The organism is Halorubrum amylolyticum (assembly GCF_004114995.1).
In the GTDB taxonomy this organism is placed as follows: Archaea; Halobacteriota; Halobacteria; order Halobacteriales; family Haloferacaceae; genus Halorubrum; species Halorubrum amylolyticum.
Genome location: NZ_SDJP01000011.1, coordinates 1 through 15,677, shown reverse-complemented (window position 1 = coordinate 15,677; position 15,677 = coordinate 1). Strand labels below are relative to the sequence as shown.

Annotated in this window: 13 protein-coding genes and 1 tRNA gene; 11 read left to right on the top strand and 3 right to left on the bottom strand. The window is 69.0% G+C overall.

Annotated elements, in window-relative coordinates; all coding sequences use genetic code 11:
* Positions 1 to 142: 142 nt before the first annotated feature.
* The 6 genes from ESO89_RS09455 to ESO89_RS09435 all read left to right on the top strand — a co-directional run bounded on the left by ESO89_RS09455 (position 143) and on the right by ESO89_RS09435 (position 6,354).
* A tRNA-Ala gene (locus tag ESO89_RS09455) sits at positions 143 to 214 on the top strand.
* 227 nt (positions 215 to 441) lie between these two features.
* On the top strand, positions 442 to 570 hold the full coding sequence (locus ESO89_RS19205) for a hypothetical protein (RefSeq protein WP_277750262.1): 129 nt from the start codon (positions 442 to 444) through the stop codon (positions 568 to 570).
* A gap of 62 nt (positions 571 to 632) precedes the next feature.
* Complete coding sequence (locus ESO89_RS09450; protein ID WP_128905276.1) at positions 633 to 1,226, top strand: MaoC family dehydratase; 594 nt, start codon at positions 633 to 635, stop codon at positions 1,224 to 1,226.
* Positions 1,223 to 2,737, top strand: a complete 1,515-nt coding sequence (locus ESO89_RS09445) for an acetyl-CoA hydrolase/transferase C-terminal domain-containing protein (RefSeq protein WP_128905275.1) — start codon at positions 1,223 to 1,225, stop codon at positions 2,735 to 2,737. Before ESO89_RS09450 ends, ESO89_RS09445 begins: the two co-directional genes overlap by 4 nt.
* 154 nt (positions 2,738 to 2,891) lie before the next feature.
* Positions 2,892 to 3,983, top strand: coding sequence for a TAXI family TRAP transporter solute-binding subunit (locus tag ESO89_RS09440; protein ID WP_128905274.1), 1,092 nt, complete (start codon positions 2,892 to 2,894; stop codon positions 3,981 to 3,983).
* A gap of 43 nt (positions 3,984 to 4,026) precedes the next feature.
* Complete coding sequence (locus ESO89_RS09435; RefSeq protein WP_128905273.1) at positions 4,027 to 6,354, top strand: TRAP transporter permease; 2,328 nt, start codon at positions 4,027 to 4,029, stop codon at positions 6,352 to 6,354.
* 150 nt (positions 6,355 to 6,504) lie between these two features.
* On the opposite strand, the gene ESO89_RS09430 is transcribed toward ESO89_RS09435, so the two are convergent.
* A complete protein-coding gene (locus ESO89_RS09430; protein WP_128905272.1) occupies positions 6,505 to 7,218 on the bottom strand; it encodes a DUF6517 family protein in 714 nt (237 codons plus the stop codon).
* Positions 7,219 to 7,374: 156 nt separating this feature from the next.
* Between ESO89_RS09430 and ESO89_RS09425 the strand changes: the two genes are divergently transcribed.
* Together ESO89_RS09425 and ESO89_RS09420 are read left to right on the top strand one after the other, a co-directional pair.
* Positions 7,375 to 8,373 (top strand): radical SAM protein, encoded by a 999-nt coding sequence (locus tag ESO89_RS09425; RefSeq protein WP_128905271.1) that lies wholly within the window; start codon positions 7,375 to 7,377, stop codon positions 8,371 to 8,373.
* Positions 8,374 to 9,044: 671 nt separating this feature from the next.
* On the top strand, positions 9,045 to 9,341 hold the full coding sequence (locus ESO89_RS09420; RefSeq protein ID WP_128905270.1) for a DUF7130 family rubredoxin-like protein: 297 nt from the start codon (positions 9,045 to 9,047) through the stop codon (positions 9,339 to 9,341).
* An 89-nt stretch (positions 9,342 to 9,430) separates the two neighbouring features.
* Here ESO89_RS09420 and ESO89_RS09415 read toward each other — a convergent pair whose 3' ends face one another.
* On the bottom strand, positions 9,431 to 11,041 hold the full coding sequence (locus ESO89_RS09415; protein ID WP_128905269.1) for an ABC transporter permease: 1,611 nt from the start codon (positions 11,039 to 11,041) through the stop codon (positions 9,431 to 9,433).
* A 140-nt stretch (positions 11,042 to 11,181) separates the two neighbouring features.
* On the opposite strand from ESO89_RS09415, the gene ESO89_RS09410 reads away from it, so the two are divergent.
* From ESO89_RS09410 to ESO89_RS09400, 3 genes are all read left to right on the top strand, one after another.
* Entirely contained in the window at positions 11,182 to 11,769 is a 588-nt protein-coding gene (locus ESO89_RS09410) for a gluconate 2-dehydrogenase subunit 3 family protein (protein ID WP_128905268.1), read from the top strand.
* Positions 11,766 to 13,373, top strand: a complete 1,608-nt coding sequence (locus tag ESO89_RS09405) for a GMC family oxidoreductase (RefSeq protein ID WP_128905267.1) — start codon at positions 11,766 to 11,768, stop codon at positions 13,371 to 13,373. The genes ESO89_RS09410 and ESO89_RS09405 overlap by 4 nt, the downstream gene beginning before the upstream one ends.
* Positions 13,374 to 13,567: 194 nt before the next feature.
* Positions 13,568 to 14,221, top strand: a complete 654-nt coding sequence (locus ESO89_RS09400) for a dolichyl-phosphate hexose transferase (protein ID WP_241686184.1) — start codon at positions 13,568 to 13,570, stop codon at positions 14,219 to 14,221.
* Positions 14,222 to 14,654: 433 nt separating this feature from the next.
* Here ESO89_RS09400 and ESO89_RS18990 read toward each other — a convergent pair.
* Positions 14,655 to 15,677 (bottom strand): DUF7846 domain-containing protein (locus tag ESO89_RS18990; RefSeq protein ID WP_449404943.1); only part of this gene is annotated, 1,023 nt, incomplete at its 5' end.

The following is a 15,677-nucleotide window of genomic DNA, read 5'->3' as shown; positions in this document are numbered from 1 at the left end:
TATCGGCGGTGGTCGTCGCGAGCTGTGACGCCGTCGGAGCCAACGCGCGTGAGACGCCGAACCCGCGTGAGAGTGGGACGCACCCGCGTGCGGGTCGCCGAAAGGTAAGGTACAAATACGAACGGCGATTGGTTTCGGGTGCGGGCTCGTAGATCAGCGGCAGATCGCTTCCTTCGCAAGGAAGAGGCCCGGGGTTCAAATCCCCGCGAGTCCATTCACTTCGTTCGTTTCTGCGAAGGAACTCAAACGGGAAGCAGAAGCGCTGCCACGCTTGTTTCAGACCGTACCAGCGGGAATGAGCTCGATCACCGAGCCGAGTGAAAGGAGCAGCCGCATCATCCCCCGCCGTTCGGCGAAGGAAACACGAAACTGCGAAGCGTGAGAGGCGACGCCCTCTCCTGACCCAGACCGCTTATATACTCCGAGTCAGTTGGGCGTCATATGGGCGTTTCCGAGATACTCGAGGGGCAGAACCTCACGCACCGCCAGATGGGGGCCATCATGATCGGGTGGATCCTGCTCGTCGCGATCGTCGCCGTCGGGCTGTTGCTGTACACGGCGGCGACGTAGCCGATCCGGCGGGCGGGGCCGCGAACGCAATCCTCTTTTAGTCGTTCGTTGTCTGGGAGAGTATGGCACGCGACAGCGACGCACACGACGCCGGCGAGGACGACGGCGGGGAAGACGATCGTCGACTCGTCGGCGGTTGGGAGGGTCGGTACTACGAGGACTTCGCGGTCGGGGACGTGTACAAACACCCCTACGGCCGAACCGTGACGGAGACGGACAACGTCTGGTTCACGAACCTCTCGATGAACCTCAACCCGATGCACTTCAACGAGGCGTACGCCGCCGAGACGGAGTTCGGCGAGCGCCTCGTCGACGGCACCTTCGTCATCGCGCTGGCGGTCGGGATGAGCGTCATCGACGTGAGCGCCAACGCGACCGCGAACCTCGGCTACGACGACATCCGCCACCACGCCCCCGTCTTCCACGGTGACACGCTGTTCGCGGAGTCGGAGGTGCTTGACAAGCGGGAGTCCTCCTCGCGCGACCACGTCGGGATCGTCACTACAGAGCTGCGCGCGTACAACCAGAACGACGAGCTGGTGCTCTCCTTGGAGCGCACGCCGATGGTGCTCAAGCGCTCGCACGCCGAGCCGAGCGCGGCGCAGCCGACGGGCTGGCCCGAGGGGATCGGCACCCAGCCGGAGGACCTAGAGTGACGCCCGCGCCCTCCGGCCCCGCGGCGCCGACGCTCGACGATCCGGTCCCGGAGACGCGGCTCGGCGGCGACCTCCCCATCGCGACGCCCGAAAAGGCGGCCGGGCTCGTCCCCGAGACCGCGACGCTGCTCGTCTCCGGGTTCGGCGGCGTCGGCTACCCGAAGCTGGTCCCCGAGGCGCTGGCGGCGACCGACGGCGCCCGCGAACTCACGGTCGTCTCCGGCGGCGGCGTCGGCGACGAGATCGACCGCGCGCTCGTGGAGTCCGGCGACATGGCCCGCCGGTACCCGTTCGTCCCGAACGAGACCTCGCGCGCGGCCGCCAACGGCGGCCGGATCGCGTTCCACGACCGCCACATCTCGCGGCTGGCCGACGAGGTGCGCTTCGGCGGCCTCCGCGCCGGGATGCGGGGAGAGACGGTCGCGGTCGTCGAGGCGGTCGCGGTCGGTCCCGACTGGCTCGTCCCCTCCACGTCGATCGGCCACACGCCCGCGTACGTCGGTGCGGCTGATCGCGTGATCGTCGAGGTGAACCGCGCACAGCCCGTCGAGCTCGCGCGGGTCCACGACGTGCACGTCCGCGACGATCCCCCGAACCGGGGGCCGATCCCCCTCGACGACCCGCTCGGCGAGACCGACGGGCCGGCGGTCCGGTTCGACCCCGCGAAGCTGGCGGCCGTCGTGGAGACCGACCGGGCGGACGACCCCTACGAGTTCCGCGAGGTCTCCGCGACCGACGAGGCGATCGCCGACAACCTCGGCGCGTTCTTAGAGGCGGAGCTCGACCGCAACCCCCTGTTCGACGAGGCGGCGAACCTCCAGTTCGGCGTGGGGAGCCTCGGAAACGCCCTGATGGGCGCGCTCGCCGACATCGACTTCGGCGACAGGCCGGTGTCGTACGTGGGCGAGGTCGTGCAGGACGGCCTCCTCGACATGCTCGACGCGGGGGACCTCCGGGGCGCGAGCGCGACCTCGCTGGCGCTGTCGGCGGCGGGGCAAGAGCGGCTCTTCGACGACGTGGAGCGCTACGCCGAGGACGTGGTGTTGCGGCCGGCGGACGTCTCGAACGCGCCGGAGCTGATCGACCGGTTTGGCGTCGTCGGGGTGAACAGCGCGGTGGAGGTGGACCTGTACGGGAACGTGAACGCCACCCACATCGGCGGGACCCGCGTCGTCAACGGGATCGGCGGCGGCGGGGACTTCGCGCGCAACTGCCGGCTGGGGATCGTCGCGCTGCCGTCGACGGCGGTCGGCGGCGACGTGTCGCGGATCGTGCCGCTGACGCCTCACGTCGACCACACGGAGCACGACGCGAGCGTGATCGTCACGGAACACGGCGTCGCCGACCTCCGCGGGCTCTCGCCGCGCGAGCGGGCGGAGGCGCTCGTGGCGGTGGCCGACCCGTCCTTCCGCGAGGACCTCGACGCGTACCGCGAGCGAGCCGCGGGCGAGGGCGGCAACACGCCGCACGACCTCGACACGGCGTTCTCGTGGGAACGAGATGACACCTGATCGCGGGCTTTAGAAGGTTTCATCGGGCGAATCGGAGAAATAACGCGGTATTGACTCGATCCGTAGTGATGACCGCTAAATCGGCCGAAGACGGCGGTGAAATTCTTCGCGTCGACGACACGCTTTTATCAGTTGCCGTGTAGCATTGGCTCACATGATAGATGATGACAGGACGACGCGGCGCGACGTAGTAAAGGGAGCGGCGACGCTCGGCACAGTCGGGTTGGCCGGCTGTTCCGGGGACGGCGGCGGTGACGGTGGCGACGGCGGTGACGGCGGTGACGGCGGTGACGGCGGCGACGGCGAGGTCACGATAACGATCGGGGGGACGTCGACCGGGAGTTCGACGCAGGCCGCGGGTCAGGCGCTCGCCCGCGCGGCGTCACAGCACAGCGACTTCCTCAATATCTCCGTTCAGGAGACGCAGGGATGGACGGCGAACCTCTACGCGTACGACGATGACCAGATCCCGGCGATGGGCGTCGACAACAACTCGCTGGCGAAGGCGCTCAACGAGGAGGGGCCGTTCGCCGACGACCCCGTCGAGACGCTCCCGAACCAAGGGTTCCTGTTCACGTCGCTGCAGATCCACTGGGTCGGGCTCGAAAGCAGCGACGTCGAGTCGGTCGCCGACCTCCGCGAGGGCGGCTACACGATCTACCCGATTCAGCCCGGCTTCGGGACGAGACTGCTCACCGAGGAGATCCTCAAGGAGGCGGGGATGTGGGAGCCGAACGACATCCTCAACGTCGACACGGGCGACATCCCGGGCGCCGTCGAGGAGGGACGCGTCGACGCGCTCTGCCTGTACGGCGCCAACGGCGTTAACCTCTCCGGCTGGTGTCAGGAGGTTGACGTGCGCAGCGGCGGCGGCCTGAACCTGCTCGAGGTCGACGACGACTTCCGGCAGGTCGTCGAGGACCACCCCGGCGCAATCTTAGAGGAGATCGAGCCGTACGGGTACGAGCAGGAGGTCACCGCCCACACCGACACGATGACGACGTGGTCGCTGGCCGGCCAGTGGGCGTTCAGTCCGGACATCTCGGCGCGCGCGACCCGCGAGGTCTGCCGGCTCGCCATGGAGCACGAGGACACCCTGCGGGAGTCTGACCCGACGACCCTCGAGTACTCGCCCGAGGCGATGACGCAGACGGTCATTCCGGAGATCGACATCCACGCCGGCGTCGCGGACTTCTTCGAGGAGAACGACGTCTGGGACGACTCCTGGAGCCGCGGCGGCGAGTAGAAACGACCGTCTAACCACGCGACCACCCTTCCCTTTCCGACGAATGGCAACATCCCCCGACGACGCGACCGATCCGACCGACCCGCCAGACTCAGCGGACGTACCGGACGAGAGCATCCTCGACGACGAGGAGTCCCTCGACCTCGCTCCCGGCGACCGCGGTACCAAGCAACTCTGGCTGTATCTGCTGTCGCTCCCGTTCTGGATCCTCGTCATCTTCGTCCCGACGGTCATCCTGCCGAACTTCTTCGCAGGGGCGTACGGGGAGGCGCTCCCGGCGCTGCTGACCGACAACCCGGAGGCACTCGCAACGACGATCGAAGAGACGTCGACGACGATCATCGGTATCGGCGGTATCATCGGCGTTGCCGGCGTCACGGCGCTGATACTGCGGCTCGGTGTCGGGATCGAAGAGCGGCTGCGGATGGCGCTCATCTCCTACTCGATGCCGTTCTGGCTGATCGTGATGTGGTACGCGTACACCCAGCAGATGCCCCGCGGCCGGTATGCGGTCGCGTTCCTCGGGTGTATCCTCGGGCTGTACGTGCTCTCGGAGCTCGACGACCCGCTCATCGAGCGGAACTGGGTCGAGGTCGGGCTCCTCGTCGCGTCGGGGCTCATCACCGTGGCCACGAGCGCCTACCTCTTCCTGAACTACCAGTCGGTCGCGATCGACACCGTCGGACGGGCGACCGACCCGCAGATCGGGATGGCGTTCCTGTTCACGCTCGCGATGATCTACCTGACGTGGCGGTCGTTCGGGATGACGTTCCTCATCGTCGTGCTCGCCGGGATCGGGTACGGGCTCGCCGGCCCGGCCATGCCCGGCGCCCTCAGCCACGGCGGACTCTCTCCGTCTCGCATCCTGCGAATCCTCGTGGTGAGCGTCGACGGGTTCTACGGGTTCCTCACCCGGCTCGTGGCGGCGTGGATCGCCCTGTTCCTGCTGTACGCCGGGCTGCTGAAGGCGTACGGCGCGTTCGACCTCATCCTCCGGCTGGCGGTCCGGTCGGCGAAGTACGTCGACTCCGGGATCGCGCAGACGGCCGTCATCGCGAGCGCGGTCATCGGCTCCGTCAACGGGAGCCAGACCGCGAACGCCGGGATGACCGGTTCGTTCACCATCCCGCTGATGAAGAAGAACGGGATCAGACCGGAGACGGCCGGCGGCATCGAGGCGGTCGCCTCCACCTCCGGGCAGGTGCTCCCGCCCGTGATGGGCGCGGGAGCGTTCATCATGGCGTCGCTGATCACGGGAATCACGTACGTCGACGTGATCATCGCCGGGCTGATCCCGGCGGCCGTACTGGTCGTCTCGATCGTCATGGCGGTCCACTACGTGGCCGCGCCGCAGATCGACGACCCGGAGATGAGCGGCGTGTTCCAGGACGCGATGACCCGTCAAGAGATGATCCTGGAGTCGGTGAAGTACGGGATTCCGCTGGCGGTCCTGATCTACGTGCTCGGCGTGTTGCAGTACACCGTGATGACCGCCGCGCTGTACACGGCGGTCTCGATGATCTTCTTCGGGATCACGATTCCGCTGGTGCAGGCGACGCTCGACGGCGAGAGCCGGAAGGAGGCGTTCGTCGGAACCCTAGAACAGAGCGTCGACGGCTTCCGCGAGGGGGTCATCGTCGTCGCGCCGGTGACGATCATCCTCGCGGCGATCAACGGCGTGGTCGACATCCTGATGGCGACCGGCGTCCCGACGGCGATCTCGCTCACGCTGCTCGACCTGTCCGGCGGAGTTCCGATCATCGCGTTCGTGCTGGCGATGATCATCTGCATCCTGCTCGGGCTCGGGATGCCGACGACGGCCGCGTACACGGTCGTGGCGCTGCTGGTCGCGCCGACGCTGATCAGCCAGTTCGCCGTCCCCGAGTTCGCGGCGCACTTCTTCGTGTTCTACGCCGCGATTCTGGCGGGGCTCACGCCACCGATCGCGACCTGCGTCGCCGTCACCTGCGGGATCTCCGGCGGCGGGTTCTGGGGGAGCTGTAAGGAGGCGTTGCGCATCTCCACGCCGCTGTTCGTGCTCCCCTTCGCGTTCGTCTACCACCCGGAACTCGTCTCCGGCACGTTCAACTACGCGTCGCTGTCGGCCGGCGTCCTCGCGCTGTTCGGGTCGATAGCGATCATCCACGGGATCAACTACCAGTTCGTCTTCGGTCGCGGGCAGACGTACGGGCTCCGCGTGGCCTTCTTCGTCGCCGGCGTGCTGGCGATGGTCCACCCGATGCAGATCGTGCAGGTCGGCTCGCTCGCGGCCGTCGGCGCGCTGTACGTCCTCCAGACCGTCGTCGGGCGGCCGAATCCGCTCGCCACCATCCGCGGGGCGGCCGGCATGCTGCCCGGTCAGAAGCGGTAGCGAGTGACACTCGGCCGGGGGGTTTCGCACCCGGTCGGCGGAAGCGAGGGCTTCGCCTCCGCTGAAATCCTCTCCGTCGGCTGTCTCGCACGAAACAGCCGTTCGCAGGACCCACTCGGTCGGTTGACCGCCTCAGTCCGTATCGTGACGCTACCCCTGCTCGTGTTCGAGCCCGTTCATCATGGCGCGGACGTTCTCGCCGTCGCCGAACGAAGCCGGATACGCGGCCAGCGGGACGATGTAGTCGTCCCCCGCCTCGACCGCGGCCGCGACGTGAAACTCGAGCTCGGTGCTCACGCCGGTCCCCTCGATCTCCCCCTCGGCCGAGTACACGACGACATCGGCGTCGGTTCCGAGTACCTCTGTGGTGTACTCGGAGCCGCGTTCGAGGTCGCTGACGCCCTCGTAGCGGTCCGCGATCAGCGCGGCGCGCTCGTCCGGGCCGAGGTCGGCGACCGGGTTGAACGCCTGCCCGAGCACCTCGACGCGCGGCGTCGCCAGCGCGGCGAAGACGGCCGCCTGATAGCGCTCGCCGAACAGATCGACCGCCTTGTCGTACTCGGCGACGGTGTTCGTCACCCGGACCTCTCGGGTCGACCCGGCCACTTCGAACTCCCGCGTGACGCTCTCCTCGGAGACGTCGTTGAGCTCGTAGCCCGTCTCGGAGAGCGTCTCGTCGGCGACCGTCGCGGTGCCCGAGCCGAACTCGGCGGGTTCGCCGCCGGTGACGACGTCGAGGGCGGTGCAGCCGGCGAGACCGGTGAGTCCGACGGCGCCCGCGAGTCCGAGCGCGCCACGACGGGTGGTCGCGCCGGTCTTCGAGCGGTTCTCGGCGTCGGAATCGGTGGTCTGGCCGGGTGTCATATCCCTTCGTCTCGGCGGTGGAGGTACATACTTTGTGTTCGGTTGGCCGCCGCGGCGGTGGCCCCGGCCGCCGAATCCGCGCCCCCGTGCCAACGGGTCTCCCGGGAACGCGCGGTTCGGACGCTTTTTGGGGCCGCGGCCGGTAGAAGGGGGTAGATGATCTCCAAGGGCTGTGAACAGTGCGCCAAGGGCGGGAAGATGGTGCTTTTCGTCTACGGCTACTGCGACCAGCGGGACTGCTTCTACTGCCCCCTCGGAGAGAACCGGAAGAACGTCACCGACGTGTACGCCAACGAGCGGAAGGTCGAGTCCGACGAAGACGTGATCGCGGAGGCCAAGCGCATGAGCGCGCTCGGCACCTCGATCACCGGCGGCGAGCCGCAGGAGGCGATGGCGAAGACGACCCGGTACCTCGAACTGCTGAAAGACGAGTTCGGCGAGGATCACCACACCCACCTCTACACCGGGATCACGGGCGGTCGCGAGAACATGCGCCGCCTCTCGGAGGCCGGCCTCGACGAGATTCGCTTCCACCCGCCGCTCGAGATGTGGGGCGACATGCACGGCACCGAGTGGGAGGAGATCCTCCATATCGCCCGCGAGGAGGGACTCACACCCGCCTTCGAGATCCCCGGCATCCGGGCGGAGCCGGAGTTTCTGGACTTTTTGGACGAGGGCGCCGCCGAGTTCTGTAACATCAACGAGTTCGAGATGTCCGACGGGAACTACCGCCGGATGCAGGAGGAGGGCTTCGAACTGCAGGAGGGCCACATGTCCGCCGTCGAGGGGTCGAAGGACGACGCGATCGTCTCCGAGATGGCGAGCCACGAGAAGGTGTACTTCTGTACGTCGGTGTTCAAAGACGCCGCCCAACACCGGAACCGGCTGAAGCGGATGGCGAAGAACATCCGGCGGGAGTTCGACGAGGTAACCGACGACGGCACCCTCGTCTACGGGAAGGCGTTCGCCGACGCCGACCGCTTCGAGGCGCTCGGCGTCCCCGAGGAGTTCTACATCGTCAAGTCCGACCACGTCGAGGTCGCGTGGTGGCTCCTCGAAGAGATGGTCGAGGACGGCGACTTATCGGAGGGCGAGATCGTCGAGCAGTACCCGACCGTGAACGGCACGGTCGTCGAGCGCACGCCGGTTGCCTGAGTCGGGTTTTAGCCGTCTGAACCGGGGCTTAGCCGTCTGAATCGGGTGTTCCGTGTTGTCGTGCGATGACTACTGGCGAGTGAACGCGCGGTGGTCGTTTCTGCGGGGGCGCGTGCCTGTGAGCGCCCAGCAGGCGCGAACAGCGCCGCGCGAGGGAGTTGCGGCCGCTTTTAAGCGGCCGCGACGAGGCTGGGGAGGTGTGAGGTGCGGTTGCGGTCCCGCGAGTGGAACGAGCGGGAGCATGGAAGTCGCGGCCCGCGCAGCGAAGCGAGCAGGAACGTCTTCCAGCGGTGTGGATGGGACCTCAAAGGGGCAGCCACGAGGGCGACGCAGGCGACGTAAGCAGCGTGGCGCGTAGTGACACGGGCGGCCGACGGCGGCGGAGCCGCCGGCGAACCGCGGGGAGCGAGCAACGCGAGCGACCGAAGGGCGTGGTTCGAAACGACGGAGCCGTTTCGTCATCACGGGACGCCTCCGGCGTCTCGAACGGCAGCGAGCGTGCGCCGCCTTCGTAGCTGGGGCTTTGGAGGTTGGCTACCGCGGATCGTCGATCCGCCGTCGATCAGTCGTCGATCAGTCGCCAACATGACAGACATACAATGCAATCGCCTCGGAAGCGTTCCGTGCTATCACTAACCATACTTATGAGGGATCGGGGCGTACAGCCACGCATGGCCTCCGAAGAACCCGTGTTTGCCGACGTGAGCATCGGACAATCGGTGTACGACGAGGACGGCGAAGCGCTCGGGGCGGTCCGCGGCGTCGACGACGACGGCTTCTACGTCACGTCGCCGTCCGGCTCGGAGTCGCTGACGCTCACCGACGCCCGCGACGTGTTCGGCACCGCCTACGTAATGTGGCGCTGCTGGGAGTGCGGCGAGATGGGCGAGATCGGGACGGAGCTCCCGGCAAACTGTCCCAACTGCGACGCGCCCCGCGAGGATCTGTACTACTGGGCCGAGGACTGATCGCGGGTGTGTTCGGCTGGGCCGAGTCGACAGCCGAACACCCGACGACCTGAGCCGAACCTACCTCCGGCACCGGGGTCGCCGCCCGTTCAGATCCCTTCCTCGCCGCCCTCCTGCGCGAGCATGACGACCATCGAGAGTCCGGAGATGACCAGCAGTAGGAGGGTAGGGACGACGGCGTACTGGTAGAGCGCGGCTTCCTGTGCGCGCCAGATCTGCGTGACGATCGTCTCGAAGCCGGAGGGGCGGAGGATGAGCGTGACCGGGAGCTCCTTCATGGTCGTGAGGAACACGAGGGCGGCGCCGGCGACGATTCCGGACCGAACCAAGGGGAACGTCACGCGCCGGAACGCCCCCGTCGAGGACTCGCCGAGCGCTCGGCCCGCCTCGACGAGCCGGGGGTCGACCCCGAGGATCGCGGTTCGCGTCGACCCGACGACCTGCGGCAGGAACCGGACGACGTACGCGAACACGAGGAGGGGAAGCGTCTGGTAGAGCCACGGGAGGTAGCCCGACCCGAAGTAGACCAGCGCCAGCGCCAACACGATCCCGGGGACCGCGAACCCGACGTACGTCGCCCGCTCGAACAGCGTCGACAGGGGGGTGTCGTGGTTCGCGGCGAAGTACGCGATCGGGAGCGCCGCCAGCGCGGCGACGACGGCCGCCGCCGCGGCGACCGACACCGAGTTGAGCGCCTGCACCCACTCGAACGCCATCGAGGGGCGACGACCCGCGTCGGTGCGGACGAGCCAGAGGAGGAGTATCCAGAGGGGGACGAGGAGCGCGACCGCGGACACCGACGCGGGCAGTAGCGTCGCCGGCCAGCGCCAGCGTCCCAGCCCGACGAGCCGGTCGGTGTTGCCCGCGTCGTCGCCGTGTGCGTTACTGTCGGACTGAACGAGCCGCTCCAGCGCGAGCACGACGAGCACGACGGCGAGCAGCTGCAGGGAGAGCAGCGCGGCGTAGTCGCTCCCGAAGGAGTTGTACTCGACATATATCTGTCGGGTGAACACGGGGAGCCGCATGATCGTCGGCGTCCCGAAGTCGGACACCGCGTACAGCGCCGCCAACAGCGACCCGGCGGCGATCGCCGGGCGGATAACGGGGAGGGTCACGCGGCGGAACGCCTCGATCCGCCCGTGGTTCAGCGTCCGCGCCGCCTCGATCAGCGTCGTGTCGAGCGAGAGGAGGGCGGCGCGGGTCGTCAGGTAGACGTACGGGTACGTGTACAGGGTGATGACGAGGATCGTCCCCGGGAGCCCGTAGACATCGGGGAGCCGCTCGACCCCCAGCGGCGCGAGCAGGTCGTGGAACTCGCCGCGGGGGCCGAACGCGGAGACGAACGAGAACGCGCCGACGTAGCTCGGCACGACGAGCGGGAGCGCGACCGCGATCGACCAGAACCGACGGAACGGGAGGTCGGTCCGCGCCGTCAGGTACGCGAGCGGGACGCCCAACAGGATCGAAAACGCCGTGACGCCGCCCATCAGCAGGAGGCTGTTCACCAGTATCTCGGCGGTTCCCACGCTGAACAGCAGCTCCGTCGCCCGCGACCGCTCGACGGTGACCGCCCTGATCACCAGCCACGCCAGCGGGAACACCAGCGTTCCGGCGATGGCGGCCGAGAGCAGCGTCAACCCCACCGGCAGCCGATCGTCGCCGTCTGTCAGGATGTCGCGTATCTGGCGTGTCCAGCTCATAGTCCGGGAAAGACGGGCCGTACCGGAGGGAGACCGCAGCGACCGTTAGCAGTTGCGATCCGGTCGAGGGATCGAGTCCGGCGGACGGGATCGCGTTCGGGTCCGACGGATATAATACTTTAGGGAGGCCTAAATCAGATATGGAACTGACGCGGCGCGACGCGGCGGCCGCGCTGGCCGCCGTCGGCGCGACCGGCGGCGTCGCCCTCGCCGCCCGTCGGTCGGGGGACGGATCCGCTCGCGGTGGCGCCGACCGCGACGAGGGAACGGTCGGCGAGGCGGAGGACGGCGAGGGCGGAGACGCGCTCCCCGACGAGGCGACCGTCCGCGCGTCGATGACCGCAGCCGCCGCCGTCGTCTACCCGGAGACGGTCGACGGCGTCGAGGCGTTCGTCGACGCGTTCCTCGACGGTCGGCTCGACGGGTCGGCCCACGCGACGGGGCTGCGCGTGGCGGTCGGCGAACTCGAGGAGGCGGCCCGATCGTGGTACGGGGCGCCGGTCGCCGAGCTTCGCGAAAGCGATCGGGACGGCCTCCTCCGCGAGGTCGGCGCCGACACCGCCGACGAGGACCCCGACGGGACGCTCGCCGAGCGGGTGCGGTACTACGTCGTCAACGAGCTGCTCTTGGCGCTGTACGCCTCGCCGACCGGCGGCGAGCTGGTGGGGCTGGAGAATCCGGAGGGCCACCCCGGCGGGACCGAGAGCTACCGGCGGGGGCCGCGATGAGCGCGGAGGACGCGAACCGTGACATCGACCGCTCGCCCGTCGCGAACGCGGACGTCTGCGTGGTGGGCGCGGGGCCGGCGGGCGCGCTCGTCGCGGACCGGCTGGCCGCCGACCGAGAGGTGGTCGTCCTCGACGCCGGCCCCCGGTTCGACCCCGCAGACCGGCTCGCGCGACAGGAGCGGGCGATCCGCCCGAGCTACGACCGCCCGGACGTGTGGGACGTGGGGGGCGAGCGCGACGCCCACGCCAACTCCGGCGAGCGGTTCTACCCGCTGAACCACGCCCGCGTCAAGGGGATCGGGGGATCGACGCTCCACTGGCAGGGGATGGTGATGCGGCTCCACGAGGACGACTTCGGCTCGGAGACCGAGCGCGGCGTCGGCCCGGACTGGCCGATCGATTACGCCGACCTCCGGCCGTACTACGCCGAGGCCGAGCGCGAGCTGGGCGTCGCCGGCGCGTCGGACAACCCCTACGCGCCGCCGCGCGAGGAGCCGCACCCGATGCCCGCGTTCGAGCCCTCCTACAGCGACTCGCTGTTCGCGGAGGCGTGCGAGGAGCTCGGGATCGACATGCACTCGGTGCCGAACGCGCGCAACTCGGAGGCGTACGACGGCCGGTCCGCGTGCGTGGGGTACGGCACCTGCCAGCCCGTCTGCCCGGCCGGTGCGAAGTACGACGCGACGGTCCACGTCGAGCGCGCGGAGGAGCAGGGCGCGACCGTCATCGACCGCGCGTCGGTCGGTCGGCTCGACCACGACGCCGACCGCGTCACCGCCGCGGTGTACGCGACCCCCGACGGCGAGGAGCACAGACAGGAGGCCGACGCCTTCGTCGTCGCCTGCGGCGGCGTGGAGACGCCGCGGCTCCTGCTGCTCTCCGACACCGACGCGTACCCCGACGGGCTCGCCAACTCCAGCGGGACGGTCGGGAAGTTCTTCATGGACCACCTGTTCGCGGGCGTCGGCGGCACCCTCGACGAGCCGACCCGCCAGAACCACGTCGGCTTCTACACCAGCGCGTGCGACCAGTTCTACGACGAGGCGGACGAGGAGGTCGGCCCGTTCAAGCTGGAGTTCTTCAACTACGCCGGCCCGTCGCCGGTCGAGGAGGCGCTGTCCGGCGACGACTGGGGCGACGCGCTGTTAGACCGGCTCCGCGACGGCTACGGCACCCACGTGGCGATGGGCGGACTGGTCGAACAGCTCCCCCGGTCGGACAGCTACGTGACCCTCGATCCCGGCCGCACCGACGACCACGGCAACCCGGTCCCCGAGATCCACTGGAGCGTCGGCGACCGCGCGCTCCGGACGGTCGAGCGCGCCAACGAGATCCAGCGGGCGGTTTTAGAGGAACTGGGCGCCGAGATCGAGTGGGTCGCCGGCCCCGACGCGACCGGCCCCGCCTACCACCACATGGGGACGACCCGGATGAGCGCGGACCCCGACGCCGGGGTCGTCGACGCCGACTGCCGGACCCACGACCTCGACAACTGCTGGATCGCCTCCAGCGGCGTCTTCCCCACGAGCGGGGCGATGAACCCCACCCTGACGATCGCGGCGCTCGCGCTGCGCATCGCCGACGACGTTCGAGAGCGACTCTAACAGACGCTTTAGGCAAACCTAAAAACTCAAGTGGGTGGGGCGGCACCTCGGAGGTAATGAGTTCGATCACGGCGCCAGACAACGAGGCGACCGACGGGGCCGACTCCGTCGACGTCGACGCGACCACGAAGACCGACGACGCCCCCGAGGAGACGGACGAGGACGCGTACACCTTCGACGACCTGAGCGTCGTGATGGGGACGTACAACGAGGCGGAGGCGATCGGGACCGTCCTCGACGACATCGAGCGCGTCACGGACGGGCGCGCCGAGGTCGTCTGCGTCGACGGCTCGTCGGACCGGACCCCCGAGATCGCCCGCGAGCACGGCGCGACGGTGATCGAACAGGAGCCGCAGGGGTACGGGGTCGCGGTCCGCGAGGCCGTCCTGACGCCCGACCGCCCGGTCGTCGTCACGACCGACTGCGACGACACCTACCCGATGGACCGACTCCCGGACTTCCTCGACGCGATCAACGACGGCGCCGACGTGGTCAGCGGCGACCGGCTCTACCACGGCGCGGCCGCGATGCCCGCGTTCAACCGACTCGGAAATAAGGCGTTCGCGGCGCTCGCGTCCCTGCTCATGGGCGAGCGCGTCCACGACACCACGACCGGGATGCGGGCGTACCGCCGCGAGGTCGTGCAGGACATCGGGTGGACCGAGAACACCGGCCTCTCCGCCGAACTGCTGATCCGCCCGCTGATGCGCGGCTACGACGTGCGCGAGGAGCCGATCGAGTACGCCGATCGACTGGGCGAGACGAAGCTCGACCCGATCGAGGGCGGCGCCGCCATCGCAAAGTCGATCGTGACCGTCTGCCTCGAAGAGCGGCTGCGACGGTTCTGAGCGCGGAACGGCCCTCGAAGGCGAGAAGAATTTTTCACAGTGACGCGAACTACCGGCGTCGATCATTTATAAATAAACGAGGCGGTGGCGCGTGCCTCTGAGCGCCCGGAGGGCGCGAAGAGCACGCGCGAGGGACGCGGCGACCGGAGGGAGCCGCGAGGCTGGGGAGGGGTGAGGTGCGGTGCGGTCGCGGTCGGGTGGGGCTCAAAGGGGCAGCCGCGAGGGCGGCGCAGGCGACGTAAGGACCGCAGGGAGCGAGCGAAGTGAGCGACCGAGGACCGCAGCGAGCGTGCGCCGCCCTCGCGGCTGGGGCTTTGGCGGTGTGCACAGTCGATCCGCCATCAACTACGTATACGTATAAGCGAGCGGCTGGGGCTTTGGCGGTGTGCACAGTCGATCCACTTTCAACCAGTTATAAACAACCGCCAGCAGTTCACCGATCTTCGACACCGTCAGCGTCCGTTTCGAAGGCCACCCACTCCGCGTGGGCGTCCGGGTTCTCGGGGAGATACGTCCCCTCGGTGCCGCACTCGGTGACCAGCCGACACACCGATCGCCCCGGGGGCCAGACGACCTCGACCCCGCCGCCCTCGACGCTGTCACCCTCAGCCCCGCCGCCTTCGACACCACCACCCGCGACCCGAACCGTCGCCTCCTGCCGGTAGGTGAACGTCGATCCCGACGGATCGACGAGCGTCACCGTCACGATGACTTCGTCGCCCTCGGGGTCGATCGGGACGGTCGCGTTCGGCACGCCGGCCAGCCGCACCCCGTCGGGAGCGATCGACCAGTCGACCGCGAGCGAGTCGGCGGGATCGGTCACGACGTAGCGCGCGAAGTCGTCGCCGCTCGCGGTCTCCGCGTCGTCCACGCCCGTCGCGTCGTCCACGCCCGTCGCGTCGTCCACGCCCGCCGCGTCGTCCACGCCCGTCGCGTTGCCGCCGCGCGCGGTCTCCACCCGGACCCGCGCGCTCTCCACGCGCTCGGGGACGCCGACGGTCGTCGTCGCGTCGACCCGCGCGCCCCCCCGAACGTCGAGCGGTTCGAGCGTGGGTGCGACGCGCTGTGTCGGGTCCGGCGTCCACTCCCCCTGATACGCGTACCGGTGAAGTTCGCGGTCGGGGTACGCGTCGATCACCGCGAAGTCCCCGACCGGGTCGCGGTCGAGCGCGTACACCACCTCGCCGTCGAGTCCGGGGTCGTTCCGGAGCACCTGGAAGGGATGGTTGAGCCACTCGCCGTACGGCGTGGGGACAAAGACGAGGTCGTCGTCGAACTCGGCCGACTCGATCGGCTCGTAGGCCGTCTCGTACTTGTCGGCGTGTGACGCGTGCCGGTCGAGCGGCGCCTCGACCGCGGCGGTGGCGCCGAGCGCACCGCCGAGGAGCGCGAGCGCCGCGATCGCGACGACCGCCGCGCGCCCCGTCCGCGGGGCGCCCCGAGCGGCGAGCCGCGC